General features: G+C 74.6%; 20 protein-coding genes. 14 read left to right on the plus strand and 6 right to left on the minus strand.

What is annotated here, in order from left to right; genetic code table 11:
• Positions 1 to 119: 119 nt before the first annotated feature.
• From AB0Q99_RS20700 to AB0Q99_RS20725, 6 genes are all read left to right on the plus strand, one after another.
• Entirely contained in the window at positions 120 to 983 is an 864-nt protein-coding gene (locus AB0Q99_RS20700) for a RodZ domain-containing protein (protein ID WP_363573828.1), read from the plus strand.
• Positions 984 to 1,080: 97 nt separating this feature from the next.
• On the plus strand, positions 1,081 to 2,586 hold the full coding sequence (gene rimO, locus AB0Q99_RS20705) for a 30S ribosomal protein S12 methylthiotransferase RimO (protein WP_363573830.1): 1,506 nt from the start codon (positions 1,081 to 1,083) through the stop codon (positions 2,584 to 2,586).
• The gene (gene pgsA / locus AB0Q99_RS20710; RefSeq protein ID WP_363573831.1) at positions 2,583 to 3,221 is read left to right on the plus strand and encodes a CDP-diacylglycerol--glycerol-3-phosphate 3-phosphatidyltransferase; all 639 of its coding nucleotides are present in this window, start codon (positions 2,583 to 2,585) and stop codon (positions 3,219 to 3,221) included. The genes rimO and pgsA overlap by 4 nt, the downstream gene beginning before the upstream one ends.
• A 37-nt stretch (positions 3,222 to 3,258) precedes the next feature.
• Complete coding sequence (locus AB0Q99_RS20715) at positions 3,259 to 3,732, plus strand: CinA family protein (protein ID WP_363573982.1); 474 nt, start codon at positions 3,259 to 3,261, stop codon at positions 3,730 to 3,732.
• 318 nt (positions 3,733 to 4,050) lie between these two features.
• Positions 4,051 to 4,419 (plus strand): helix-turn-helix transcriptional regulator, encoded by a 369-nt coding sequence (locus AB0Q99_RS20720; RefSeq protein ID WP_049660741.1) that lies wholly within the window; start codon positions 4,051 to 4,053, stop codon positions 4,417 to 4,419.
• A 55-nt stretch (positions 4,420 to 4,474) separates the two neighbouring features.
• Complete coding sequence (locus tag AB0Q99_RS20725) at positions 4,475 to 4,774, plus strand: hypothetical protein (protein WP_363573834.1); 300 nt, start codon at positions 4,475 to 4,477, stop codon at positions 4,772 to 4,774.
• Positions 4,775 to 4,873: 99 nt separating this feature from the next.
• Here the strand turns inward: AB0Q99_RS20725 and AB0Q99_RS20730 are convergent, their stop codons facing one another.
• Positions 4,874 to 9,640 carry a DEAD/DEAH box helicase gene (locus AB0Q99_RS20730; RefSeq protein WP_363573836.1) on the minus strand — a complete coding sequence of 1,589 codons (4,767 nt, stop codon included), beginning with the start codon at positions 9,638 to 9,640 and terminating at the stop codon, positions 4,874 to 4,876.
• A gap of 246 nt (positions 9,641 to 9,886) precedes the next feature.
• Here AB0Q99_RS20730 and AB0Q99_RS20735 point away from each other — a divergent pair, with 246 nt between their 5' ends.
• The 6 genes from AB0Q99_RS20735 to rny all read left to right on the plus strand — a co-directional run bounded on the left by AB0Q99_RS20735 (position 9,887) and on the right by rny (position 17,168).
• On the plus strand, positions 9,887 to 11,440 hold the full coding sequence (locus tag AB0Q99_RS20735) for a S8 family serine peptidase (RefSeq protein WP_363573838.1): 1,554 nt from the start codon (positions 9,887 to 9,889) through the stop codon (positions 11,438 to 11,440).
• A gap of 121 nt (positions 11,441 to 11,561) precedes the next feature.
• Positions 11,562 to 11,756: a DUF3046 domain-containing protein gene (locus tag AB0Q99_RS20740; RefSeq protein ID WP_363573840.1), complete on the plus strand. Its 195-nt coding sequence runs from the start codon at positions 11,562 to 11,564 to the stop codon at positions 11,754 to 11,756.
• 208 nt (positions 11,757 to 11,964) lie between these two features.
• Entirely contained in the window at positions 11,965 to 13,098 is a 1,134-nt protein-coding gene (locus tag AB0Q99_RS20745) for an AI-2E family transporter (protein WP_363573984.1), read from the plus strand.
• Positions 13,099 to 13,293: 195 nt separating this feature from the next.
• Positions 13,294 to 14,406: a recombinase RecA gene (gene recA / locus AB0Q99_RS20750; RefSeq protein ID WP_363573842.1), complete on the plus strand. Its 1,113-nt coding sequence runs from the start codon at positions 13,294 to 13,296 to the stop codon at positions 14,404 to 14,406.
• A 4-nt stretch (positions 14,407 to 14,410) separates the two neighbouring features.
• Positions 14,411 to 15,538 (plus strand): recombination regulator RecX, encoded by a 1,128-nt coding sequence (gene recX, locus AB0Q99_RS20755; protein ID WP_363573844.1) that lies wholly within the window; start codon positions 14,411 to 14,413, stop codon positions 15,536 to 15,538.
• A 139-nt stretch (positions 15,539 to 15,677) separates the two neighbouring features.
• Positions 15,678 to 17,168, plus strand: a complete 1,491-nt coding sequence (rny, locus tag AB0Q99_RS20760) for a ribonuclease Y (protein WP_363573846.1) — start codon at positions 15,678 to 15,680, stop codon at positions 17,166 to 17,168.
• A 36-nt stretch (positions 17,169 to 17,204) separates the two neighbouring features.
• On the opposite strand, the gene AB0Q99_RS20765 is transcribed toward rny, so the two are convergent.
• The 5 genes from AB0Q99_RS20765 to AB0Q99_RS20785 form a co-directional block, all read right to left on the minus strand.
• Complete coding sequence (locus tag AB0Q99_RS20765; RefSeq protein WP_363573848.1) at positions 17,205 to 19,010, minus strand: FAD-dependent monooxygenase; 1,806 nt, start codon at positions 19,008 to 19,010, stop codon at positions 17,205 to 17,207.
• A gap of 122 nt (positions 19,011 to 19,132) precedes the next feature.
• Entirely contained in the window at positions 19,133 to 19,984 is an 852-nt protein-coding gene (locus tag AB0Q99_RS20770) for an amino acid ABC transporter permease (RefSeq protein WP_363573850.1), read from the minus strand.
• Positions 19,981 to 20,631, minus strand: a complete 651-nt coding sequence (locus AB0Q99_RS20775; RefSeq protein WP_363573852.1) for an amino acid ABC transporter permease — start codon at positions 20,629 to 20,631, stop codon at positions 19,981 to 19,983. The genes AB0Q99_RS20770 and AB0Q99_RS20775 overlap by 4 nt, the downstream gene beginning before the upstream one ends.
• A 50-nt stretch (positions 20,632 to 20,681) precedes the next feature.
• Entirely contained in the window at positions 20,682 to 21,587 is a 906-nt protein-coding gene (locus AB0Q99_RS20780) for a glutamate ABC transporter substrate-binding protein (protein WP_363573854.1), read from the minus strand.
• 119 nt (positions 21,588 to 21,706) lie between these two features.
• A complete protein-coding gene (locus AB0Q99_RS20785) occupies positions 21,707 to 22,480 on the minus strand; it encodes an amino acid ABC transporter ATP-binding protein (protein ID WP_363573856.1) in 774 nt (257 codons plus the stop codon).
• A gap of 391 nt (positions 22,481 to 22,871) precedes the next feature.
• Between AB0Q99_RS20785 and AB0Q99_RS20790 the strand changes: the two genes are divergently transcribed.
• Both AB0Q99_RS20790 and AB0Q99_RS20795 read left to right on the plus strand, forming a co-directional pair.
• The gene (locus tag AB0Q99_RS20790) at positions 22,872 to 23,630 is read left to right on the plus strand and encodes a response regulator transcription factor (protein WP_363573858.1); all 759 of its coding nucleotides are present in this window, start codon (positions 22,872 to 22,874) and stop codon (positions 23,628 to 23,630) included.
• A gap of 6 nt (positions 23,631 to 23,636) precedes the next feature.
• The gene (locus AB0Q99_RS20795) at positions 23,637 to 25,061 is read left to right on the plus strand and encodes a HAMP domain-containing sensor histidine kinase (protein WP_363573860.1); all 1,425 of its coding nucleotides are present in this window, start codon (positions 23,637 to 23,639) and stop codon (positions 25,059 to 25,061) included.
• The last annotated feature ends 89 nt before the right edge of the window (positions 25,062 to 25,150 follow it).

A 25,150-nucleotide genomic window follows, 5' to 3' on the forward strand; every position in this document is an offset into this window, starting at 1 on the left:
GGTGGCGGGCCCCGGTCGGAGCAGGTGCGCGCATTCGGCCCGCTCCGCTTGAGAAACGATCCGTCCACGCCCCTAGACTGTTCCCCAGCAGGTGGCCATCCGCTCGAAAGGCGTGCCCCGTGACCATCGGCAAGTCCCCCGACCGCGAGAACGCCCCGTCGTCCGTCGAGCCGACCGACGACGCGGTGCAGGCGGCCGATGCCCCGAGCATCGGCCGGGTGCTGTCCGCCGCCCGGATCGACGCGGGGCTCACGGTGGACCAGGTGAGTACCGCCACCCGTGTGCGGGTGCCGATCGTCCATGCCGTCGAGCAGGACGACTTCGGCCGCTGCGGCGGCGACTTCTACGCCCGCGGGCACATCCGCTTGATCGCCCGCGCCGTCGGCGTGGACGGCGACGAACTGGTCGCCCGCTACGACGCCGCGCACGGCGGCCCGCCCGCCGCCAAGCGCCCGGCGGGCGGGCTGGTCGACAGCGGCCCGATCAAGGTGCCCAGCCGCGGCCGGCCGAACTGGGCGGCCGCCATGGTCGCCGCGATCGTCGTGGTGGTCGTCCTGATCGGCTTCAACCTGGTCAGCGGCAAGGGCGGGCACGGCACCACCGGATCCGCCAGCGCGCCGCTGCCCAGCGGCTCCGGCACCGGCTCGGTCGCCCCCGCCGCGACGCCCGACGTCCAGCCGCCGGCGCCCGCGCCGAGCGCCGCCGCCATCGCCGCCGTCCCGGCCGACAAGGTCACCGTGAAGCTGGTCGCCGAGGGCACCAGCTGGGTCTCGGCGACGAACAGCAGCGGCAAGTCGCTGTTCCAGAACAACATCAGCGACGGCCAGGACCAGACCTTCACCGACCCCAAGCAGATCAAGCTGGTGCTGGGCAACGGCGGGGCCGTGCACGCGTACGTCAACGGCAAGGACCTCGGCCTCCTCGGCAAGGACGGGCAGGTGGTGCACGTCACGTACACCCCCGGAGACCCGCAGGCGGGCTGACCACAGGGGTCGCCGAGGTCCGGCGACCACCGGCTGATGCGAGGCTCACGGCCTCCGGGGCGAACGGCACCGGAGGCCGCGCGTTAATCTTGGCCCTATGCCTGAACGCCGTACTGTCGCCCTTGTCACGCTCGGATGCGCCCGCAACGAGGTGGACTCCGAGGAACTCGCCGGGCGACTGGAGGCCGACGGCTGGTTGCTGGTCGACGACGCCGCCGAAGCGGACGTCGCCGTCGTCAACACCTGCGGCTTCGTCGAGGCCGCCAAGAAGGACTCCGTGGACGCCCTGCTGGAGGCCAACGACCTCAAGGGGCACGGCCGCACCCAGGCCGTCGTCGCGGTCGGCTGCATGGCCGAGCGGTACGGCAAGGAGCTCGCCGACGCGCTGCCCGAGGCGGACGGTGTGCTCGGCTTCGACGACTACTCCGACATCTCCGACCGGCTGCAGACCATCCTCTCCGGCGGCCACCACGCCCCGCACCTCCCGCGCGACCGCCGCAAGCTGCTGCCGATCAGCCCCGCCGAGCGGCAGACCGCCGCCGAGGCCGTCGCGCTGCCCGGCCACGGCGCCGAGGCCGCCGCCGAGCCGATCGCCGACCTGCCCGAGGGCCTCGCCCCGGCCTCCGGCCCGCGCACCCTGCGCAAGCGGCTGGACGACAACCCGGTCGCCTCGGTCAAGCTCGCCTCCGGCTGCGACCGGCGCTGCTCCTTCTGCGCCATCCCGGCCTTCCGCGGCTCCTTCATCTCCCGCCGCCCCTCCGACGTGCTGCACGAGGCCCGCTGGCTGGCCGAGCAGGGCGTCCGCGAGGTCGTCCTGGTCAGCGAGAACAACACCTCCTACGGCAAGGACCTCGGCGACATCCGGCTGCTGGAGACGCTGCTCGGCGAGATCTCCTCGATCGAGGGCGTCGAGCGGGTGCGGGTCTCCTACCTGCAGCCGGCCGAGATGCGCCCGGGCCTGATCGACGCGATGACCGGGACCACCGACGTGGTTCCCTACTTCGACCTGTCCTTCCAGCACTCGGCGCCCGCCGTGCTGCGCCGGATGCGCCGCTTCGGCTCCACCGACCAGTTCCTGGAGCTGCTGGGCACCATCCGGGACAAGGCTCCGCAGGCCGGCGCCCGGTCCAACTTCATCGTCGGCTTCCCCGGCGAGACCGAGGAGGACTTCGCCGAGCTGGAGCGCTTCGTCACGAACGCCGGGCTGGACGCGATCGGCGTCTTCGGCTACTCGGACGAGGACGGCACCGAGGCCGCGACCTACGACGGCAAGCTCCCCGAGGACGTCATCGCCGAGCGGCTGGACCGGCTGAGCCGGCTGGCCGAGGAGATGACCGCCCAGCGGGCCGAGCAGCGGATCGGCACCGAGGTCGAGGTGCTGATCGAGTCGGTCGAGGACGGGGTGGTCGAGGGCCGGGCCGCCCACCAGGCACCGGAGACCGACGGCCTGACCACCCTGGAGGGCGTCGAGGCCCCCGAGGTCGGGCAGTTCTGGCGGGCCAAGGTGGTCGCCAGCGAGGGCGTCGACCTGATCGCCGAGGCGCTGGAGCAGGTGCGACTGCCCAGGACTTCGGGGGCCGAGGCCCCGGGAGCCGGGGAATGACCAACGGGCCCGGCGCCCCGGCCGCGGCCCACCCGGGGAGACCGGCGGCCGCGGCGCCGTCGACCCCGGGGATCTGGAACATCGCCAACGTGCTCACGATGGTCCGGGTGCTGCTGGTGCCGGTCTTCGTGCTGCTGCTGTTCGCCGGCGGCGGGCACGACCCCAAGTGGCGCTCGGTCGCCTGGGCCGCGTTCGCCATCGCGATGATCACCGACCTGTTCGACGGTGAACTGGCCCGCCGCAAGGGCCTGGTCACCGACTTCGGGAAGATCGCCGACCCGATCGCCGACAAGGCGATCATGGGCGCGGCGCTGATCGGCCTCTCGCTGCTCGGCGACCTGCCCTGGTGGGTCACCGTGGTGATCCTGGCCCGCGAACTGGGCATCACGCTGATGCGGTTCTGGGTGATCCGCTACGGGGTCATCCCGGCCAGCCGCGGCGGCAAGCTCAAGACGCTGACCCAGGGCACCGCGGTCGGCATGTACGTCCTGGCCCTGACCGGCTGGCTGGCCACCGGGCGGGCCGTGCTGATGGGGCTGGCGGTGCTGCTGACCGTCGGCACCGCGCTGGACTACGTCGGACAGGCGCTGCGACTGCGCCGCGAGGGACGGGCCGCGGAACGCGCGGGCCGCTGAGCGACGGGGGAGACGGGTGGCGGAGCAGGATTACCGGCTGGCCGAGCGGGCGCACGCCGCGCTGCGAGCCGAGGGCGGCACGCTGGCCGTCGCCGAGTCGCTGACCGGCGGGCTGCTGGCCGCCGCGCTGGTGGACGTCCCCGGGGCGTCCGCGACCTTCCGGGGCTCGGTCACCGCGTACGCGACCGAGCTGAAGGCCTCCGTCCTCGGGGTGGACGAGGGACTGCTGGACGTGCACGGGCCGGTCCACCCGGTGGTGGCCCGGCAGATGGCCGAGGGCGTGCGCGGGCTGCTCGGGGCCACGTACGGGCTCGCGACGACCGGGGTGGCCGGTCCGGACCCGCAGGACGGGCAGCCGGTGGGCACGGTACACCTGGCGGTCGCCGGCCCGGGGGGAACTCTGGTCAGTTCGCCCCTGCTGTCGGGAGGGCGTGCCACAATCCGTCACGGAGCGGTGACCGCCGCACTGGAGCTGCTCGTCGGCTGGCTGGCACGACGGCCCGGACGATGACGGGCCCGCTCCGACGGATCTCCACCGAACCGAGATCTGCCGATCCGGCACACGGGGACGGTACAGCTGGAGGATCGTGTTACATCCGACAGCCTGGTTGGGCAGAAACCAGGTGGCGAACGAGTTGCGTGACGGTGGCCGGGTGGCCCGCGTCGGGTACCACGAGGGGCCCGAGAACCCGGGCAGGACACCGGAACGAGGAGGGGGACAGCCTTGCAGCCCAGAGTGAACACGACCAGGGTCCCCGCACGCGAAGCGGGCAAGGCGGTACGGTGGGGGCGTGACATCTCGATCCGCAGTCCGAGGAGGGAGGCACCGATGATCCTGCTCCGTCGCCTACTGGGCGATGTACTGCGTCGGCAGCGCCAGCGCCAGGGCCGCACACTCCGCGAGGTGTCGGCGGCCGCCAGGGTTTCGCTCGGGTACCTCTCCGAGGTCGAGCGGGGACAGAAGGAGGCCTCGTCGGAGCTGCTCTCCGCCATCTGCGACGCGCTCGACGTCCGGATGTCCGAGGTCATGCGCGAGGTCAGCGACGAACTGTCGCTCGCCGAACTTGCGGCGATGGCCACCCTCTCCGAAGGTGATCTGCTGAGGCCGGTACTCGAACCGGTTCCGCTGCCCGCCCCCGGCACCGACCGGGCGAACATGTCGCCCAAGGCCGCCGCGATGGACGTGGTCGCCGCCTGATCCCGGCCTCGACTCCCGGGCGCCCCTGCCCGGGGCGAGCGAAGGGAGGGCGGTCGTGCGGAGAGACGCGATGGTGCGCCCGGTGGCCCGAATACGGGCCCGGGCGCGGCTGTTGCTCCGGCCGCGGCGTCCGCTGCGGTGGGCCCTGGCGGCGGTGGCGGCCGGGCTCGCCTGGTGGCTCCTGGTGGTCCGGGGACAGCCGGCCGACGGCGCGGCGCTCGGGTTGCTCGCGGCCGGCGGCTGGGGGCTCGGTCTGATCCCGGTCCACGCCGACCGGAACGCGACCGGACCCGCCCGTGACCGGGGCGCCGAGGCGGTACGACCGCTGGAGGCGCAGCCGCCGCCGATCGGGTGAACGAGACGTGGCCGGAGGCCGCGGGGTGCACGACCCCGCGGCCTCCGGCGTGTCCGGGCGGCGGCGGGTGCGGGTGCGCGGTCGGCCCACGGGCTCGGCCTACGGGCGCAGGCGCAGACCGCGCGGGGTGGCGTGGAAGCCGGCCTCCTCCAGGGCGCGGCCGAGCTCCGAGCCGAGGGCGGGCTCGCCGTTGGCACGCTCCACCGTGACGCTGCCGAGCGCGCCCGCGCGGACGGCGCCGGCCAGTGCGCCGGCCGCGAGTGCCCGGGTCGCCCCGTCCTCCGGCCAGGCCAGCAGGGACTTGCCGCCGCGCTCGACGTACAGCGCCAGCTCGCCGTCCACCAGGACCACCAGCGCGCCCGCCTTGCGGCCAGGGCGGTGGGCCGTGGACTCCTTGCCGCCGGGGGCGGTGGGCGGCTCCGGCCAGGGCAGGGCGGCGCCGTAGGCGTTCGCCGGGTCGGCGGCTGCCAGCACCAGCGCCTGCGGCGGCTCGGTCGCCGGCGCGGCCGGCCACTCGGCGGCCCGGGCCCGCTCCAGCCGGCCGTTGACCGAGCGCAGCCGGTCGGCCGCGCCCTCCATGGCGAACTGGGCGCCGCCGAGGCCCTCGACGAAGTAGCCCCGGCGGGCCCGGCCGCGCTCCTCCATCGCGGCCAGCACCCGGTAGACCCCGGCGAAGCCGCCGGGCACCCGCTCGGCCGCCACCGTGCCCCGGGTGAGCAGGCCGTGCCGGTCCAGCAGGTTCTGCGCCCGGGCGGTGGCCCGGACCGTCGGGTCGGCGGCGAAGGCGGGCAGCAGCGACCAGCGCCCGGCCACCGTCGGCGGGCCGCTGCGCGGCGTGCCGCCGACCCGGCCGAAGGCCCGGCCGGCGCCGCCGTAGCGGCCGCGCGGGGTGGCCCGGGGCGCGCGGTGGGCGGTGGCGCCCGCCGTCCGTCCGGAGCCGAGCAGGGCGCGCAGCGGGGCGAGGGTGTCGTTGGTGACGTAGCCGGCCCAGACCAGGTCCCAGAGGGCCTCGACGACCTCGGGCTCGGGGGTCTCCGCCGGGAGCTGCTGGACGAGTTGGCGGAAGAACAGGCCGTAGCCGCCGGCCAGCGCGGACAGCAGGGCGCTGTGCAGCGGGGTGAGCGCGGGCGGGACGGGCTCGGGGCGCAGCAGGTGGGCGTTCTCCGCGAGGTGGAGGCTGAGCCAGCCGTCCTTGCCGGGCAGCGCGCCGGCCCCGCACCAGCCGATCTCGCCGGCCGCCGTCAACTCGTCCAGCAGGCCGGGGGAGTAGTCGGCGAGGCGGGCCGGGAGGACCAGCTTCTCCAGGGCGGAGGCGGGCAGCGCGGTGCCCTGGAGCTGTTCGACCACCCGCAGCAGTCCGTCCGGGCCGCGCAGCCGGTGGCCGGCCAGGTGCTGCCACTGCGGGAGGAAGGCGGCCAGGGCGCGCGGCGGGACCGGCTCGGCCTCCTGGCGCAGGGCGGCCAGCGAGCGGCGGCGCAGCCGGCGCAGCACCTCGGCGTCGCACCACTCGGGGGCGGTGTGGTTCTCGGCGGGCCTGAACTGGCCCTGGACCAGGCGGCCGGCGGCGGTGAGGCGGTGCAGGGTGCCGGTGACGACGGCGGTGCCGAGGCCGTAGCGGGCGGCGGCCTCGGCGGCCGTGAACGGGCCGTGGGTGCGGGCGTGGCGGGCGATCAGATCGCCCAGCGGGTCCTTGACCGGCTCGGTGAAGGCCTCGGGGACGCCGACCGGCAGCGGGGTGCCGAGCGCGTCGCGCAGCCGTCCGGCGTCCTCGATCGCGGCCCAGCGCCGCTCGCCGGCGATCCGGACCTGGATCACCCGGCGGGCCGCCTCCAGCTCCAGGGCCCAGAGCGGATCGGCGCCCCGGGCGGTCAACTCGGCCTCGGTGAGCGGGCCGAGCAGGCGCAGGGCGTCGGCGACGCCCTCGGCGTCCCTGACCCGGCGCTCGGGGGTGAGGCGCTGGAGTTCGGCCTCCAGCTCGGCGAGCACCCGGGGGTCGAGCAGTTCGCTCAGCTCGGCCTGGCCGAGCAGTTCGGACAGCAGCCGGGAGTCGAGGGAGAGCGCGGCGGCGCGTCGTTCGGCGAGCGGGGAGTCGCCCTCGTAGAGGAACTGGGCGACGTAGCCGAAGAGCAGGGAGCGGGCGAAGGGCGAGGGCTCGGTGGTGGTGACCTCGACCAGGCGGACGGCGCGGGACTCCAGGTCCCCCATCAGCTCGACCAGGCCGGGGACGTCGAACACGTCCTGCAGGCACTCCCGGACGGCCTCCAGGACGATCGGGAACGAGCCGTACTCGGAGGCGACTTCGAGCAGTTGGGCGGCGCGCTGGCGCTGCTGCCAGAGCGGGGTGCGGCGGCCGGGGCTGCGGCGCGGGAGCAGCAGGGCGCGGCCGGCGCACTCGCGGAAGCGGGAGGCGAACAGGGCGGAGCCGCCGACCTGTTCGGTGACCAGCTGCTCGATCTCGCCGGGGTCGAACAGGGCGGCGTCGGCGCCGACCGGGGCCTCGTCCGGGGCCGGGGCGGGGTGCGCGGAGGAACCGGGGTGCGCGGACGGGCCGCCGAAGTCGAAGTCGACGTCGGTGGCGAACAGGTCGGCGTCGGGCAGGCGCAGCACGATGCCGTCGTCGGCGTGCATCACCTGGGGGTCCAGGCCGTGCTTCTCGCGCAGCCGGGCGCCGAGGGCGAGCGCCCAGGGGGCGTGCACCTGGGCGCCGAAGGGGGAGTGGATGACGATCCGCCAGTCGCCGAGCTCGTCCCGGAAGCGCTCGACCACGATGGTGCGGTCGTCCGGGAGGTGGCCGCAGGCGGTGCGCTGTTCGGCGAGGTAGTCGAGCAGGTTGGCGGCGGCCCAGTCGTCCAGGCCGGCCCGCTTGAGGCGCTCGGTGGCCTCCTCGGGCCGGAGGGCGCCCAGTTCGCGGGTGAACGCGCCGAGCGCGCGGCCGAGTTCGAGCGGGCGGCCGAGGGCGTCGCCCTTCCAGAACGGGAGTCGGCCGGGGACACCGGGGGCGGGCGTGACGAGCACCTTGTCGTGGGTGATCTCCTCGATCCGCCAGGAGCTGGTGCCCAGGGTGAACACGTCGCCGACGCGGGACTCGTAGACCATCTCCTCGTCGAGCTCGCCCACGCGCCGCCCGCCACCGCCCTTCCCCGGCTTCGAACCGGAGTCGGTGGAGCCGGCGATGAAGACGCCGAAGAGGCCGCGGTCGGGGATGGTGCCGCCGGAGGTGACGGCCAGCCGCTGGGCGCCGGGGCGGCCGGTCACGGTGCCGGCCACCCGGTCCCACACCACGCGGGGGCGCAGCTCGGCGAAGGCGTCCGAGGGGTAGCGGCCTGCCAGCATGTCGAGCACGGCCTCGAAGGCGGACCGCGGCAGCGTGGCGAAGGGCGCGGCGCGGCGGACCACGGTGAGCAGGTCCTCCACCGACCAGGTGTCCAGGGCCGTCATCGCGACCAGCTGCTGGGCGAGCACGTCCAGCGGGTTGCGCGGGACGCGCAGCGCCTCGATCCGGCCGGCTCGCATCCGCTCGGTGACCACGGCGGACTGGACGAGGTCGCCCCGGTACTTGGGGAAGAAGACGCCGGTGGAGACGGCGCCGACCTGGTGGCCGGCCCGGCCGACCCGCTGCAGGCCGGAGGCGACCGAGGGCGGGGACTCGACCTGGACGACCAGGTCGACGGCGCCCATGTCGATGCCCAGCTCCAGGCTGGACGTGGCGACCACGGCGGGGAGCCGGCCGGCCTTCAGCTCCTCCTCGACCAGCGAGCGCTGCTCCTTGGAGACGGAGCCGTGGTGAGCCCGGGCGATGACCGCGGGGGCGCCCTTGGCGGCGCCCGAGCCGCCCATCAGCGCGGCCGGGGCGTGCGCCTCGGGGGCGGGGGTGCCGGTGGCGCGCTCGTGGGCGATCTCGTTCAGCCGGTTGCACAGGCGCTCGGCCAGGCGGCGGGAGTTGGCGAAGACGATGGTCGAGCGGTGTGCCTCGACCAGGTCGACGATCCGCTCCTCGACGTGCGGCCAGATCGAGGCGCCCCCGGCCTGGCGGCCGGGAGGTGCCCCCGGCCGCTGCGGGTCGCTGTCGGCGGCGCCGCCGGTGGCCGGGGCGGCGGGCAGGTCGTCCAGGTCGGGGACGGGGACGACCACCGAGAGGTCGAAGTCCTTGGCGGCGGGGGGCTGGACGACGGCGGCGCCGCGCCGCGGGCTGAGGAAGCGGGCGACCTCCTCGACCGGGCGGACCGTCGCGGACAGGCCGATCCGGCGGGCCGGGCGGTCCAGCAGCTCGTCCAGCCGCTCCAGGGTGAGCGCGAGGTGCGCGCCGCGCTTGGTGCCGGCGACCGCGTGCACCTCGTCCAGGATCACCGTGTCCACGCCGCGCAGCGCCTCCCGGGCGGCGGAGGTGAGCAGCAGGAACAGCGACTCGGGGGTGGTGATCAGGATGTCCGGCGGGTGGGTCGCGAAGCGGCGGCGGTCGGCGGCCGGGGTGTCCCCGGAGCGGATGGCGACCTGGACCTCCGGCTCGGGCAGGCCGAGCCGGACCGCGGCCTGGCGCAGGCCGGCCAGCGGGGCGCGCAGGTTCCGTTCGACGTCCACCGCGAGGGCCTTGAGCGGTGAGACGTAGAGGACCCGGCAGCGGTGCTTGGACTCGGCCGGGGGCGGGGTGCTGCTGAGCCGGTCGAGGGCGGAGAGGAAGGCGGCGAGCGTCTTGCCGGAGCCGGTGGGGGCGACCACCAGGACGTCCGTCTCCCGCCCGATGGCGCGCCAGGCCTCGGCCTGGGCGGAGGTGGGGGCGGAGAAGGCACCGGTGAACCAGGCCCGGGTGGCCGGGGCGAAGCCGGCCAGGGGGTCGTCGGTGGGCGGGGTCGGGTGCTGGGGCGCCATGCCCCCATGGTGCCGGGTGGGACCGACAACCGGGCGCGGGCCGCCGACGGTGCGGGTCGCCGACGGTGCGGTGCGGGACGGTGCGGGCGGGGCGAGGAGCTAGGGGCCAGGGACCAGGGGCGGTCCGGGTGGCGGTGCGGCGAGGGTGTACGCCGGGGGGCAGAAAAGACAATCCACTCATATGGTGATGATTCGGAAGCATGATCCACCCCGTGATCCACCGGACCGACGAGCGGAGGCCGTGCGATGGCTCAGGCGCACCCGTCGGGCAGGCCCGTCCGCGCCGCCCGGCGCCGCCGGGTCCGCGGGCCCGCCCGGGCGCTGCTCGCGATGCTGCTCACGGCCCTCGTGGTGGGCGGCGCCGTCCCGTACGTCGCCGGGCCCGGGCGGTCCTACCTCAGCTACCTGGTGCTGGCCGAGCGGGAGGACGCCGCCGGGGCGGCCCTGGCCGGGGCGGAGAGCCGGGCGGTGGGCGGGCAGGTGGTGCAGGAGTACCCGCAGATCGGGGCGGTCCTGGCGTACGCGACCGGGTCGTTCGCGGACAAGGTGCGGACCCGGCCCGGGATCACCGCCGTCGGTGCGACCCGGACCACGCCGGTGGTGGCGCCGCCCCGGGCGGTGGACGGCGCCGGGGACTTCACGGCGGGCGCGGACCGGGGCGGTCGCGGGACCGGCGGTGCCGACCGGGTCGGTACCGAGCGGGCGGACGGCGGGGCCGACACCGTGCCCGACCCGGCCGAGGGCGGCGCCTGGAACCTCGCCATGCTCGGCGCGACCGCCGCCCGCGGCGGTGACGCCCCTCCGGCACCGGCCGGCGCCCCCGCGATCGGTGTGCCCGACCCCGGGGCGCTGCACCGGGTGCTGGTCGCCGTGCTGGACTCCGGCGTGGACGACACCCACCCGGACCTGCGCGCCGCCGTCGACCCGAAGGCCTCCGCCTCCTGCGCCGACGGCCGGCCCGACGCCCGGACCGGCGCCTGGCGGCCCGACCCCGGCGTGGGCGAGAGCGGCCACGGCACCCACGTGGCCGGGATCGTCGGTGCCGCCCGGGACGGCCGCGGCGTCTCCGGGGTCGCGCCGGGCGTGCGGATCGCCGCCGTCCGGCTGCTCGGGCCGCTCGGGCAGTACTACGCCGAGAACATCGTCTGCGGGCTGCTCTGGGGCGCCGACCACGGGGCCAAGGCGATCAACAACAGCTACTTCGCCGACCCGTGGAAGTACAACTGCCCCGAGGACCGGGACCAGGCCGCGCTGATCGCCGCCGTCGGCCGGGCCGCCGGGTACGCCCGGCGCAAGGGCGCGGTGGTGGTCGCCTCGGCGGGCAACGACGGGCAGGACCTCGGCGGCCCCCGGATCGACGAGCGCAGCCCCAACGACCGGGCCTCCGGACCGCCGCAGACCCGTTTCCTGGGCGCCGAGTGCGTCCGGCTCCCCGGCGAACTGCCCGGCGTCCTCACCGTCACGGCGGTCAACCGGGACGGCCACCCGTCCGCCTACACCAACTACGGGCGCGGCCGGGTCTCGCTGGCCGCCCCCGGCGGCGACCCGGACGGCGGGCCGCAGAACGCGATCGTCTCGGACTGGCCCGGCGGGCAGTACGCGGCGCTGGCCGGCACCTCGATGGCGGCCGCGCACGTGACCGGCGCGGTCGCGGTGGCGGCGGCGCTGCACCCGGACTTCGGCTCGGACGCGCTGGCGGCACTGCTCGCGACCACGGCGGCGGCCGGCTGCCCGCCGGGGCCGTTCGGCTGCGGGGACCGGCAGTACGTCGGCGCGGGGCTGCTGACGCTGCCGCGGTGAGCCCGGGCGCCGGTCGGGGGCGGAGAACCGGGTGACCGGGGCCCGACGGGGTCGGGTACGCGCTGCCGGCCGGGCGGTGGCGGGCCCGCGAGGCCTACGCCGGGTCCGCGATACTTGAGCCATGAGGCTGACGGAGTTCTGGCGACGGATGCACGCGCACTTCGGCGAGGCGTACGCGGAGTCGTTCGCGTCCGACCACGTGATGAGCGAGCTGGGCGGGCGGACGGTGCGCCAGGCACTGGAGGCGGGCTGGGAGGCCAAGGACGTCTGGCGGGTGGTCTGCCAGACCCAGGGGGTCTCGACGCTGCTGCGCTGACGGCCGTGGTTCGCCCGGAATGGGACAGACTGTCCGGGTGACAAGCAGCGCGGAACAGACGAAATCGGACAGGTCGGTGCGGGCCGCCGACGGTGCGCGGGCCGACGGCGGGGCGGTCGACCACGACGGGCCGGTCGGCGGCGGCGGGCCGGCCGACGACGCGCGGGGCGGCGAGCGGGAGCGCGGCGGAATCCTGTGGGGCGGCGGGATGCCGCGCTGGCTCCCCCGGGCGATGGTGCTGTTCCTCGTCCTGGTCGGGCTGTTCCAGCTCGCCGACTGGGCCTTCCGGCAGCTGATCGACCTCTTCGTGATGCTGCTGGTGGCCTTCTTCCTCTCGCTCGCGCTGGAGCCGGCCGTCGACCGGATGGCGGCGCGCGGGGTGCGCCGGGGGGTCGGCACCTTCCTGGTGTTCGTCGCGGTCGGGGTCGCGGTGCTCGGCTTCCTCGCGGCGCTCGGCACGCTGCTGGTCGACCAGGTGGCGAAGATCGCCGAGGACCTGCCGCACCTGGTCGACAACCTGATCGGCTGGATCAACCGGACCTTCCATCAGGACCTGTCGCTGGGCGAGCTGCAGAAGAAGCTGCTCATGGACTCCGGCACCGTCGAGAACTACGCCCAGCAGGCCGCCGACAACGTCTGGGGCGTCTCCTCCACCGTGATCGGCGGGCTCTTCCAGGCCTTCACCGTCGGGCTGTTCACCTTCTACTTCACCGCCGAGGGCCCGCGGGTGCGTCGGACGGTCTGTTCGCTGCTGCCGCCCGCCAAGCAGGCCGAGGTGCTGCGGGCCTGGGAGATCGCGCTCGCCAAGACCGGTGGCTACCTGTACTCCCGCGCGCTGCTCGCGGTGGTGTCGGCCGCCGGGCACTGGGTGATGTTCGCGCTGCTGGACCTGCCGTACTCGGCGGCGCTGGCGATCTGGGTGGGCGTCATGTCGCAGTTCGTGCCGACCATCGGGACGTACCTGGCCGGGGCGCTGCCGGTGCTGGTGGCGCTGACCGTGGAGCCGGTGGACGCGCTCTGGGTGCTGGTCTTCGTGGTGGTCTACCAGCAGGTCGAGAACTACCTGCTGCACCCGAGGATCACCGCGCGGACGGTGGACGTGCACCCGGCGGTGGCCTTCGGCGCGGTGATCGCGGGCGCGGCGCTGCTCGGCGCGGTGGGCGCGCTGATCGCCATCCCGGCGGCGGCGACCCTGCAGGGCTTCGTCGGAACGTACGTGCGCCGCTACGAGGTGGCCACCGACCCCCGGATCGACCGCGGCGAGCAGCGCCGGGCCCGGCGGGAGCTGCGCCGGGAGGCGGGGCGGCGGCTGCGGCGGATGGTCGGCGGGGACGGGGAGTGAGGCCGGGGCGGCGCCCCGGGGCGGGACCCGGGGCGCCACCGCCCGGACGTGCGAGGCTTGAATCGAACAAATGTTCTTTGTACTCTCCGGCCAAGAGTTTTCCACAGGGCGAGCCTGGTGGGGCTCGTTTGTCAGTGGGACGCGCTAGCGTCGATGACGATGAAGCGCACAGCACAGAACCCGAGGGAAAAAGCCATGGCAGGTACGGACCGCGAGAAGGCCCTGGAAACCGCGCTCGCCCAGATCGAGCGGCAGTTCGGCAAGGGCTCGGTGATGCGCCTCGGCGAGAAGGCCAACGAGCCCGTCGAGGTGATCTCCACCGGGTCGACCGCCCTGGACGTCGCCCTCGGGGTCGGCGGCATCCCGCGCGGCCGAGTGGTCGAGATCTACGGCCCCGAGTCCTCCGGCAAGACGACCCTGACCCTGCACCTGGCGGCCAACGCCCAGCGGGCCGGCGGCACGGTCGCCTTCGTCGACGCGGAGCACGCGCTCGACCCGGAGTACGCGAAGAAGCTCGGTGTGGACACCGATGCCCTGTTGGTCAGCCAGCCGGACACGGGCGAGCAGGCCCTGGAGATCACCGACATGCTGATCCGCTCCGGCGCGATCGACCTGGTGATCATCGACTCGGTCGCGGCGCTCGTCCCGCGCGCCGAGATCGAGGGCGAGATGGGTGACTCGCACGTCGGTCTGCAGGCCCGTCTGATGAGCCAGGCGCTGCGCAAGATCGCCGGTGCGCTGAACCAGTCGAACACCACCGCGATCTTCATCAACCAGCTGCGCGAGAAGATCGGCGTGATGTTCGGTTCGCCGGAGACCACGACCGGTGGCCGGGCGCTGAAGTTCTACGCCTCGGTCCGGCTCGACATCCGCCGGATCGAGACCCTGAAGGACGGCACCGAGGCGGTCGGCAACCGCACCCGCGTCAAGGTGGTCAAGAACAAGGTCGCCGCGCCGTTCAAGCAGGCCGAGTTCGACATCCTCTACGGCGTCGGCATCAGCCGCGAGGGCGGCCTGATCGACATGGGCGTCGAGCACGGCTTCATCCGCAAGTCGGGCGCCTGGTACACCTACGAGGGCGACCAGCTCGGCCAGGGCAAGGAGAACGCCCGCAACTTCCTGCGGGACAACCCGCAGCTCGCCGACGAGATCGAGCGGAAGATCAAGGGCAAGCTCGGCATCGGCCCGAAGACCGAGGAGCCGGCCGAGGGCCAGGCGGACGCCGCCGCCGACGCCGGCGCGAAGCCGATCACCGCGACCGTCGCCAAGACGGCCGCGGCGAAGAAGACGGCGGCGGCCAAGGCCTGAGCCGTTGACGCAGCACGACACGGTGGGCGGCGGCCCGGCCGGCCCGGAGGACGACGACCACGGGCCGCCGGACTGGTTCGCCGCGGTCGCGGAGGAGCCGGAGCCCGGGCCGGAGCCCGCGCCGACGGCTCCCGCACCGTCGCGCTCCCGCCAGGGGCGCCGGGAGCGCCCGCCCACCGCGCAGAGGGCATCCGGCCGGGAGCCGGAGTTCGACCGGGCCCCGGTCCGGGCGGTGCGCGGCGCGGCGCCCGGACCGGGACCGGCGGAGGTCCCGGTCGAGGCGCTCGGGCTGGTCTCGGCCTCCGAGCTGCCGACCGGCCGTCGTCGTCGGCGTTCGGCCCTGGCGGCCGAGGAGCCGGCAGCGGGCCGGCCCGCTGCCGTACCGGCGGCGGTGGAGCACGGCTGGGGCGAGGCCGAGGCGGCCGGTCACGGGGGTGCGGCCGCCCCGACCTCCCGCGCCGGCGCGCGTCGCGGCCGCGGCACCCGGCGCGGGCGTTCCGCCGAGGCACTGCCGGACGGGGGTCTGGCGGGTGAAGGGTCCGAAGGGCTCCCCGAGGACGGGATCCGCCACGCGGCCGACGGTGCCGGTCGCACCTCCCGGAGGAAGCAGGCCGAGGAGTCGGTCGATCCGGAGACCCGGGCCCGGGACATCTGCCTGCGGCTGCTGACCGGCGCTGCCAAGACCCGCAAGCAACTCGCCGACGCCCTGCGCAAGCGGGAGATCCCGGACGAGGTCGCCGACGAGGTGCTCAGCCGGCTCGAAGAGGTCGGGCTGATCGACGACGCGGCCTTCGCGACGGCCTGGGTGGAGTCCCGGCATGCCGTCCGGAGCCTGTCCCGGCGGGCGCTGACCCAGGAGCTGCGCACCAAGGGGGTGGCCGCCGACCTGGTCGAGCAGGCCGTCGCCCAGGTCGACCACGACGACGAGACGGACGCGGCCCGGGCGCTGGTCGAGCGCAAGCTGCGGTCCACCCGCGGGCTGGACCGGCAGGTCCGCACCCGGCGGCTGGTCGGGATGTTGGCCCGGCGCGGCTACTCGGAGGGGCTGGCGTTCCGGGTGGTGCGCGCCGCCCTGGACGAGGCCGCCCTGGACGAGGAGGCCGGCGAAGCGTCGGACACCGCGTGGGAGTAGTGGCAGGAGTGGCAGTTTCGTACACCTCTTGGTGCGGACCAGGTCAAGTCTTGACCGTTTCGTGACCCCCGCCTAGCCTCGCCTTCAGCGCCCGGGCGCCGCCGGACGGCGGCCCGCGCAGGGACGGGGAGTGGGCGGCATGACGATCTCGGCGGGCGCCGGACCGAGCGGCTCGCTGCTGCCGATCGCCGGGGCCACGGCCGTCCTCCTGCTGCTGCTGGCGGTGCTCGCCGGGCTGGTGGTCGGACGGCTCCGGGCCGCCCGGCACCGTGCGGCGGCCGAGGTCGAGCAGGCCCGGCGGCAGGCCGAGGAGCGGACCGCCCGGCAGCGTGCCGAACTCGCCCGCCGCGAGGAGCAGGTGGAGGAGCGGCTGGCCGGGGAACTGCGCGGGCTCCGTCGGCGGGAGGACGAACTGGCCGAGCGCTCGGCCGCGTTGGAGCGGTCGCGGGCCGAGGCCGAGGCGCTGGTGATCCGCCGGGCGGCGGCCCTGGAGCGGGCCGCCGGGTTCTCCGCCGAGCAGGCCCGCGCCGAACTGCTGCGCGCGGCCGAGGCCTCGGCCCGGCTGGCGGCCGCGGTCACCGTCCGGGAGATCGAGCGCGCGGCCAAGGAGGAGGGCGAGCGCCGGGCCCGGGCTATCCTCGCCGGGGCCATCCAGCGGCTCGCGACGGAGCAGACCGCGGAGACCGCCGTCACCGTCCTCCGGCTGCCGAACGAGGACATGAAGGGCCGGATCATCGGTCGCGAGGGCCGCAACATCCGCGCCTTCGAGGCGGTCACCGGGGTGAACCTGATCGTCGACGACACCCCGGGGTCGGTGCAGCTGTCCTGCTTCGACCCGGTCCGCCGGGAGACCGCCCGGCTCACCCTGGAGCAGCTGGTCGAGGACGGCCGGATCCACCCGCCCCGGATCGAGCAGCTGCACGAGCGCAGCCGCGCGGAGGTCGAGCAGCGCTGCGTCCGGGCCGGCGAGGACGCCCTGCTGGACGCCCGGATCGGCGGGATGCACCCCGAACTCGTCCGCACCCTCGGCTCGTTGCGCTATCGGGCCTCGTACGGGCAGAACGTGCTCGGGCACCTGCTGGAGTCCGCGCACCTCGCCGGGATGATGGCGGCCGAGCTCGGCGTGGACCCGGAGCCGGTGCGCCGCGCCGCGCTGCTGCACGACATCGGCAAGGCGCTCACCCACGAGGTCGAGGGCAGTCACGCGGCGGTCGGCGCCGAACTCGCCCGGCGGTACGGCGAATCCCCGGAGGTGGTGCACGCGATCGCCGCCCACCACAACGAGGTGGAGCCCGACAGCGTGACGGCCGTGCTGACCCAGGCCGCGGACGCCTGCTCGGGCGGCCGGCCCGGGGCGCGCAAGGAGCCGCCGGAGCTGTACGTCCGCCGGCTGGCGCGGCTGGAGGAGATCGCCCGCTCGCACGAGGGCGTCGCCGAGGTCTATGCCATGCAGGCCGGCCGCGAGGTCCGGGTGATGGTCCGCCCGGACGCGGTGGACGACCTCGGCGCGGAGCTGATCGCCCGCGAGGTCGCCCGGCAGATCTCCGCCGAGCTGACCCACCCGGGGCAGATCCGGGTGACCGTGGTCCGGGAGAGCCGGGCCACGGCGGTGGCGAGCCCGCTGCACTGACCACGGAGGTCGGTGCATCGGCTCACGAACCGCGGCTCACGAACCGGGGCTCACGGGCCGGTGCAGCCGGCTCGGGGGGTCGACCTGCTGCGGGGCGTGCCGGTCGTCGTCCCGGGATCCGCCCCGGGAATCGGGTCCGGCCTCGGACCCGGGCCCGGACGCCGGTGCGGGTTCCGGCGCCGGGGTGAGGGTGGCCGGGCCGCCGCGGGCGCGGTCGGCGAGGGCGAGGAGGTCCTCCGCGACGGCGCCCTGGGTGACGCCGACCAGGTGGCCGTCGGGGCGGATCAGCAGGACGGAGTGCGGGCCGGCCCCCGGGTAGTCCTCGGTGACCAGCACCTCGGCGGGGACCGGCAGGGCGGCGGCCACCTCGGCGAGCCGGGGCATCAGACCGGCGCCGAGCCAGTGCTCGGAGGACCAGACGGCGGTGCCGGGCGCGACGAGCAGCAGCAGGAAGGTGGCGCCGAGCCGGGCGTGCAGGTGGTCGGGGGTGCCGTCGGTGGCCAGCACCGGCAGGTCCGGGACGAGCACCCCCGGGGCGGTGGCGGGCAGCAGCTCGCTGAGCGAGGTGGTGCCGCGCGCGCCGCGCTGGACCGGGACCCGGCCGGGGACGCCCGAGGGCGCCGCCGGGTAGGCGGGAGCGCCGCCGAACCGGCCGGTGCCGAGCTGGCCGTCGGCGAGCAGCGGGGCGTGCTTGCGGAAGCCGCCGACCAGCAGCGAGCGGCGGGTCTGCTGCCAGCCGCGCAGCGGGCGCAGCAGCGGCATGGACTGGTCGACGGCGCGCAGCCGGGCGCCGACCGCGCCGCGCCGCTCCGCCTCGTAGCCGTCCAGCAGCGAGCCGCCGGGCTGCGGGCCGCCGGAGTGGAGGTGCCAGGCGAGGGCGAGCCGCCAGGCGAGGTTGTCGGCGTCGCGCAGCCCGTCCGTGAGGTTCTGCATGCCGAGCGCGCCGTGCAGGTGGGCGGCGTCGCCGGCCAGGAAGCAGCGGCCGATCCGGAACCGGGCGGCGAGGCGCTGCTGGGCGGTGTGGTCGGCGGCGGCGAGCAGTTCGAAGCGGGGGAGTTCGCCGCACCAGCCGGTGAGGGTGGAGGTGACCCGGGTGAGCAGGGTGTCGCCGGTGACGATGCCGGGCCAGGTGGCGTGCGGGTCGACCGGCTCGGTGGCGGCGGGGCGGCCCGGGGGCAGCCGCCAGTCGAGCCGCCAGACGCCGTCCGGCAGCGGACGGGCGGAGGCCTCGCGGTCGCCGCGCCACGGGGGCTCGCGGTGCAGCCGGGCGCCGTCGAAGGGCAGGTCGACCCGGACGGTGGCGATGGCGTTGCGGTCGACCGCCGGTCGGCCGGGGAAGCGGATCTTCAGGAGCCTGCGGACGGTGGATCTCGCGCCGTCGCAGCCGACCAGGTGGCTGCCGCGCCACCAGGTGGTGGCACCGCTCTGGGTGCCCGTGGTGCGGAGGCTGACGCCGTCCCGGTCCTGTTCGAGCTCGACGACCCGGTGCAGCGGGACCAGCTTGATCAGCGGGGTGCCGGTCAGGGCGTCGCGCAGGCCGCGCTGGAGGCGGTGCTGGGGGAGGTGGAAGGTGGGCGAGTCGGTGAGGTCGATCCGCAGCACCTCCTGGCGGCGCCGCCAGATGGTGAAGGAGTCCCACAGGGCGGAGTCGGAGACGGCCCGCGGGTAGCCGATCCGGGTCAGGAAGGCGGCGGTGTCGGCGCCGATGACGAGGCTGCGCGGGCCCTCGGGGCAGAGCCCGGAGCCCTCGTCCAGGACGATGGTCGGCACCTCGTGCCGGGCCAGGGCGAGGGCCAGGGCCAGACCGACCGGTCCGGCCCCGACCACGATCACCGGGTCCATGAGGGGACCTCCGGGCACGAACCGGCCGATGGGCCGGCGTCAGTTACCGCTGCCGCATATGCCGCGTGGATGCTCCCGGGAGGTGTCACGAAGAGCAATGCAACAGTTCACCTGCGTGTGCGTCAAGCAGCAGCTGAAGTGCGCCGGTTCGCGCCGCGACGGCCGCGTGCCTCGATCCACCGCGCGAGCGCGGTCAACAAGAGGCACATGGCGATGTAGATCGGGCCGATCACGAGCACCACGGGGATGTAGGGGAAGCCGGCGGCGTTGATCGGCTGGCTGGCGATCTTCTTGCCGATGAACAGTAGCTCGTTGTAGGTGATGATGTAGCCGAGCGAGGTGTCCTTGAGGGTGACGACCAGCTGGCCGATCATCGTGGGCAGCATCGAGCGGACGGCCTGCGGCACCAGGATGCCGTTCATCACCTGGGTCTTGCGCATGCCGAGGGCGTACGCCGCCTCGCCCTGCCCGCGCGGGACGGCGTTGACGCCGCTGCGGATGATCTCCGCCTGCACCGAGCCGTTGTAGAGGGTGAGCCCGAGCACCAGGGCCCACATCGGCTGCTTGGCGAAGAAGGCGTAGTAGAGCGCGACGATCAGGATCAGCAGCGGCATCGCCCGGAAGAACTGGACGAAGCCGACGCAGAGCCAGCGGACCGGCTTGTGGTCGGAGAGCTGACCGGCGGCCAGCAGCGCGCCCAGGGTCAGCGAGAACGCCGCCGCCAGGCCGAAGGCCTTCAGGGTGGCCAGCAGGCCGTCCAGGATCATCTGCTGGACGGTGTTGTACTGGAAGGCGTCCCACATGTCCGCGTCGAACTGGCCGTTGTCGGCGAGCGCGGTGACGGCGTACCAGAGGAGGCCGGCGACGCCGATCAGGGAGAGGACGCCGAACAGGCGGTAGCGGGCGCGAGCCCTGGGGCCGGGGGTGTCGTAGAGGACACTGGCGCCCGCAGCGGGGCGGTTGAGGATGGTCATCGGGCCACCGCCAGTCGGAATTCCAGGAAGCGGAAGAGCGTGGCGACCGTCGCGCTGATCAGCAGGTAGGCGCAGGCCACCCAGAAGAAGATCGCGAAGATCGAGTAGCCGCGCTCGGAGAAGGTCTGCTGGGAGCTGTACAGCTCGGCGACGCTGAACGCGCCGGCGATCGCCGAGTTCCTCGGCAGTGCGATGAACACGCTGCTCATCGGGGCCAGGACGGTCCGGGCGGCCTGCGGCAGGACGACCATGGTGAGGGTCTGGCCGAAGGTCATGCCGAGGCTGCGGGCAGCCTCCGCCTGGCCGAGCGGCACGGTGTTGATGCCGGAGCGGATCACCTCGCAGACGAACGAGGCGGTGTACCCGCCGAGCGCCAGCACCGCGAAGGTCAGGTGGCTGAAGTGCACGCCGAGCGGCGGCAGTCCGAAGGTGACGGCGAAGAACAGCAGGGTCAGCGGGGTGTTGCGGAACAGCGTCACCCAGGTGGTGCCGAAGGCGCGCAGGACCGGCACCGGGGAGACCCGGAAGGCCGCCAGCAGGGTGCCCAGCAGCAGGGCGAGCAGGGCGCTGAGGGCGCTCAGCTCGATCGTCTGCAGGAAGCCGTCGCGGAACAACGCGAAGTTGTCGTCCTCGAACAGGAACCCCATCCGGCGGCCCTCCTCTCAATCAGGGTCGGAAGTGTCGTGCGGAGGACGGATCAGTAGCGGTCGAGGGCCGGGACGTCCGGCGCGGCGGAGCCGGAGGCGCCGAGGGTCGCGTCGTAGGCCTTCTTCCAGTCGCCGTTGTCCTCGTGGGCCTTCAGGGCGTCGCTGATCGCGTCCCGCAGCGTCTTGTCGTCCTTGTTGAGGCCGACGCCGTAGTTCTCCTTGGTGAAGGGCTTGCCGACGACCTTGAGCTTGCCGGCGTACTTGGAGGCGTAGCCCTTGAGGATGGCGTCGTCGGTGGTGACGGCGTCGACCTCGCCGGAGAGCAGCTTCTCGACGCAGGCCGAGTAGGTGTCGAACTGGGTGATCTTCGGGTTGTACTGCTGGATGTTCTTGATCGAGGTCGAGCCGGTGGCGGTGCAGACGTTCTTGCCGCTCACGCTCTCCGGGCCGGTGATCGAGGTGTTGTCCTGCTTCACCAGCAGGTCCTGGCCGGCGATGTAGTACGGGCCGGCGAACGAGACGGTCTTCTTGCGCTCGTCGTTGATGCTGTAGGTGCCGACGTAGAAGTCGATCTGGCCCTTGGCGATGGCCGGCTCGCGCTGCGAGGAGACCAGGGTCTGCCACTTGATCTGCTGCGGGGTGAAGCCGAGGTCGGCGGCGATCATCTTGGCGACCTCGATGTCGAAGCCGCTGCGGTCGCCGCTGGTGACGTCCTCCCAGCCGAGGTTCGGCTGGTCGGCCTTGGCGCCGATGATCAGCTGGCCGCGCTTCTTGGCCTCGGCGATGATCGGGGAGTCGACCTTGGCGTCGGTCTTGACCGTGTAGGTCGGGAGCTTCGGGGCCGCGCTCGCGGTGGACGCGGCGTCGGCGCCGGGGGTGCCGTCCTTTCCGCAGGCGGCGGTGGCGGTGAGCGCGACGGCACAGAGCGCGACGGCGAGGGTGCGGGAAGTCCTCATGAGGGTTGTTCTCCTGGGGCTGGGCCGCGGTTTCCACCGGGCTCTGGCGTCTGGAAGTCGTGCACGGGCAGGGCCGACCGGCACCGTTGCCGGAGGTGGTCCCGCGTGGTCGTGGAACGTCAGTGGTGGAGGATCTTCGAGAGGAAGTCCTTGGCGCGGTCCGAGCGCGGCGCGGTGAAGAAGGCGTCGGGGGTGTTCTGCTCGACGATCCTGCCGTCGGCCATGAAGAGCACGCGGTTGGCGGCGGACCGGGCGAAGCCCATCTCGTGGGTGACCACGACCATCGTCATGCCGTCCGCGGCCAGCCGGCGCATGACCTCCAGCACCTCGTTGACCATCTCCGGGTCGAGTGCGGAGGTGGGCTCGTCGAAGAGCATCACCTTGGGCTTCATCGCCAGCGCCCGGGCGATCGCCACCCGCTGCTGCTGGCCGCCGGAGAGCTGGGCCGGGAACTTGTCGGCCTGCGCGCCGACGCCGACGCGCTCCAAGAGCTCCCGGGCGGTCTGCTCGGCCTGCGGCCGGGGCACCTTGCGCACCTTGACCTGGCCGATGACCACGTTCTCCAGCACGGTCTTGTGCGCGAACAGGTTGAAGCTCTGGAACACCATGCCGACCTCGGCGCGCAGCCGGGCCAGCTCCTTGCCCTCGGCGGGCAGCGGACGGCCGTCGATGGTGATCGTCCCGGAGTCGATGGTCTCCAGCCGGTTGATCGTCCGGCAGAGCGTGGACTTGCCCGAGCCGGACGGGCCGATCAGCACGACCACCTCGCCCTGGGCGATCCGGAGGTCGATGTCCTGCAGCACGTGCAGCGCGCCGTAGTGCTTGTTGACGTTGCTCAGCACGACCAGCGGGGCGGCTGCGGGGGTGGAGTCCTGGACCGGGCTCTCGGTCATCGCGCCTGCTCCCTCTGTATCGAAATCGTGCCTGCCGGGGAAGTCTCAACTCCCTTGGGAGGCAATGGTGGTGCGAATCCGGGAGCCGCGACCGGCGGAGCCGCGGCCCCCGGTGGGCCGACCATAGGAGCCCTGACCGCACGCCGTCAGCCGATCTGAGCGGAACTTGAGGATCACGAAACGGCCACACGTCGGGCGCGTACTGTTCGCACGGGCGCCGACGGGGCATGTCACAGCGGGAATCCGCACCGGTGCGCCCCGTCCCCCACGAGCCCGGTGCGCGGTCGAACCTGGCGCCGCGCCGTTCACTGGCCCATACTGCGCAGGACCGGGACCGGACCGATCGGTCCGGCGATCATCGGTGATCACGTGGGGGAAGGAGGAGAACAGGATGCGACTGCTGCTCGTCGAGGACGACGAACGCGTGGCCGCCGCGCTGGTCGCGGTGCTGGGCCGGCACGGCTTCCAGGTGCGGCACGCCCGCAGCGGGCACGAGGCGCTGGACGCCCTGGTGCCGGACGGCAACGAGCCGTACCGGGTGGTGCTGCTCGACCTCGGGCTGCCCGATCGTGACGGCTTCGAGGTGTGCAGCCGGATCAGGGCCGGCAGCGGCGTACCGGTGATCATGGTCACCGCCCGCGCCGACATCCGCTCCCGGATCCACGGCCTCAACCTCGGCGCCGACGACTACGTCACCAAGCCGTACGACATGGGCGAACTGCTCGCCCGCATCCACGCGGTGGCCCGCCGCGGCGCCGCCCCCTCCTCGGTGGCGGTGCCCGCGCCCGACGCCGTGCCCCAGCAGCGCGGCCCGCTGGAGTCCCGCGGCATCCGGATCGACCGGGAGCGCCGCCGGGTCAGCGTGGACGGCCGTGACGTGCCGCTCACCCGCAAGGAGTTCGACCTGCTCGCCCTGCTCGCGCAGAGCCCGGGCGTGGTCTACCGGCGCGAGCAGATCTTCAGCGAGGTCTGGCGCAGCGGCTGGGAGGGCAACGGGCGCACCCTGGAGGTGCACATCGGCTCGCTGCGCAACAAGCTGGCGCTGCCCGGCCTGGTCGAGGCCGTCCGCGGCGTCGGCTACCGGCTGATCCCCGAGTCCCCGGCGCCCGCCGTGGCGGACCCGGCCCCGAACGCCCCCGCGGAGCACTGACCGCACGTGCGCACCCGCCTGCTCGGCATCCTGATCGCCCTCATGCTCTGCGTCCTGGCCGCCCTGGGGCTGCCGCTCGCGGCGGCGGTCGCGGCGGCCGAGCAGACCACGGTGGTCGTCGACCGGCTCGACGACGCCGCCCGCTTCGCCCAGGACCTGCCCACCTCCGGAGCCGCCGACTCCGCGCGCAAGGGCGATCCGGGGCCCGCCCCCGGCGACCTCAGCCGGCAGCACTCGATCGACGCCGAGGTCCGCCGCTACTTCGACCTGTACGGCGTCCGCCTCGGCATCTTCCAGCGCGACGGCCTGCCGATCGCCGCCGCGCCCGCCGACTGGCGGGTGCCGGTCGGCGGCTGGGGCGCCCAGGCGTTCCAGGAGGCGCTGGACGGGCGGCGCAGTCACAACCCGCCGCAGGTCTGGCCCTGGACGTCGGACCGCACGATCACCGTCGCCGCCCCGGTGGTGCGCGACGGCGACGTGGTCGCGGTGGTGCTGAGCGAGTCCCCGACCGGGGCGCTGCGCACCCGGGTGCTGCACAAGTGGCTGGTGCTGGTCGCCGGCGAGGCCGCCGCGATGATCGTCGCCGTGCTGCTGGCCGTCCGGCTCACCGAGTGGGTGCTGCGCCCGGTGCGCACCCTGGACCGGGCCACCCACGACATCGCCACCGGCCGGATGGCCGCCCGGGTCGCCCCCGGCGGCGGACCGCCCGAACTGCAGCGGCTGGCCCGCTCGTTCAACGAGATGGCGGACCACGTGGTGCTCGCCATGGACCAGCAGAAGGCCTTCGTCGCGGACGCCTCGCACCAACTGCGCAACCCGCTCTCGGCACTGCTGCTGCGGGTCGAGGTGCTCGGGCTGGAACTGCCCGAGGGGCACGAGGAGGAGCTCAGCGGCGTACGGGAGGAGGGCGTCCGGCTGGCCCGGGTGCTGGACGACCTGCTCGGGCTGGCCACCGCCGAGCACGCCCGCCCGGAACCGGAGCGCACCGATCTCGCCGAGCTCACCCTGGCCCGGATGGACGCCTGGCGGCCGGTCGCCGAGCAGCGCGGGATCGAGCTGCGCTGGGACGGACCGGCGCTGGCGGTCGGCATGGCGGACCCGATCGGCTTCGGCTCGGCCCTGGACGCCGTGGTGGACAACGCGCTCAAGTTCGGGCCGGCCGGCAGCGAGGTGCGGCTGCGGGTCGCGGTGCGCCGGGACGAGGTGGCGGTGACCGTCGTCGACGCCGGGCCCGGCCTCGCCGAGGACGAGCTGTCCCGGGCCGGCGACCGGTTCTGGCGCAGCCCGCGGCACCAGAACGTGGACGGCTCCGGCCTGGGCCTGTCCATCGCCCGCACCCTGCTGGCGGCCGGCGGCGGCTCGATCGGCTTCGCGCCGGTGAAGCCGACCGGGCTCGCGGTGACGCTGGCGGTGCCGCGGCCGGAGGGGTGACGGCCCCGGCGGGCGGAGAGGTGACGGCCCCGGGCCCGGCGGGCGGGCGTCCGACGACGCCGGGCCCTACGACCGGCTCCGCGCCGGGC

The sequence above is a fragment of the Kitasatospora sp. NPDC086791 genome (assembly GCF_040685975.1).
Lineage (GTDB): Bacteria > Actinomycetota > Actinomycetes > Streptomycetales > Streptomycetaceae > Kitasatospora.

What these genes read in the sequence shown, in the direction of transcription:
- AB0Q99_RS20730 (WP_363573836.1), bottom strand. Translation starts at nt 9,640, where the DNA reads ATGGCGCCCCAGCACCCGACCCCGCCCACCGACGACCCCCTGGCCGGC.
- AB0Q99_RS20720 (WP_049660741.1), top strand. Translation starts at nt 4,051, where the DNA reads ATGATCCTGCTCCGTCGCCTACTGGGCGATGTACTGCGTCGGCAGCGC.
- AB0Q99_RS20790 (WP_363573858.1), top strand. Translation starts at nt 22,872, where the DNA reads ATGCGACTGCTGCTCGTCGAGGACGACGAACGCGTGGCCGCCGCGCTG.
- AB0Q99_RS20775 (WP_363573852.1), bottom strand. Translation starts at nt 20,631, where the DNA reads ATGGGGTTCCTGTTCGAGGACGACAACTTCGCGTTGTTCCGCGACGGC.
- AB0Q99_RS20765 (WP_363573848.1), bottom strand. Translation starts at nt 19,010, where the DNA reads ATGGACCCGGTGATCGTGGTCGGGGCCGGACCGGTCGGTCTGGCCCTG.
- recA (WP_363573842.1), top strand. Translation starts at nt 13,294, where the DNA reads ATGGCAGGTACGGACCGCGAGAAGGCCCTGGAAACCGCGCTCGCCCAG.
- AB0Q99_RS20770 (WP_363573850.1), bottom strand. Translation starts at nt 19,984, where the DNA reads ATGACCATCCTCAACCGCCCCGCTGCGGGCGCCAGTGTCCTCTACGAC.
- AB0Q99_RS20780 (WP_363573854.1), bottom strand. Translation starts at nt 21,587, where the DNA reads ATGAGGACTTCCCGCACCCTCGCCGTCGCGCTCTGTGCCGTCGCGCTC.
- rimO (WP_363573830.1), top strand. Translation starts at nt 1,081, where the DNA reads ATGCCTGAACGCCGTACTGTCGCCCTTGTCACGCTCGGATGCGCCCGC.
- rny (WP_363573846.1), top strand. Translation starts at nt 15,678, where the DNA reads ATGACGATCTCGGCGGGCGCCGGACCGAGCGGCTCGCTGCTGCCGATC.
- AB0Q99_RS20740 (WP_363573840.1), top strand. Translation starts at nt 11,562, where the DNA reads ATGAGGCTGACGGAGTTCTGGCGACGGATGCACGCGCACTTCGGCGAG.
- AB0Q99_RS20735 (WP_363573838.1), top strand. Translation starts at nt 9,887, where the DNA reads ATGGCTCAGGCGCACCCGTCGGGCAGGCCCGTCCGCGCCGCCCGGCGC.
- AB0Q99_RS20785 (WP_363573856.1), bottom strand. Translation starts at nt 22,480, where the DNA reads ATGACCGAGAGCCCGGTCCAGGACTCCACCCCCGCAGCCGCCCCGCTG.
- pgsA (WP_363573831.1), top strand. Translation starts at nt 2,583, where the DNA reads ATGACCAACGGGCCCGGCGCCCCGGCCGCGGCCCACCCGGGGAGACCG.
- AB0Q99_RS20745 (WP_363573984.1), top strand. Translation starts at nt 11,965, where the DNA reads ATGCCGCGCTGGCTCCCCCGGGCGATGGTGCTGTTCCTCGTCCTGGTC.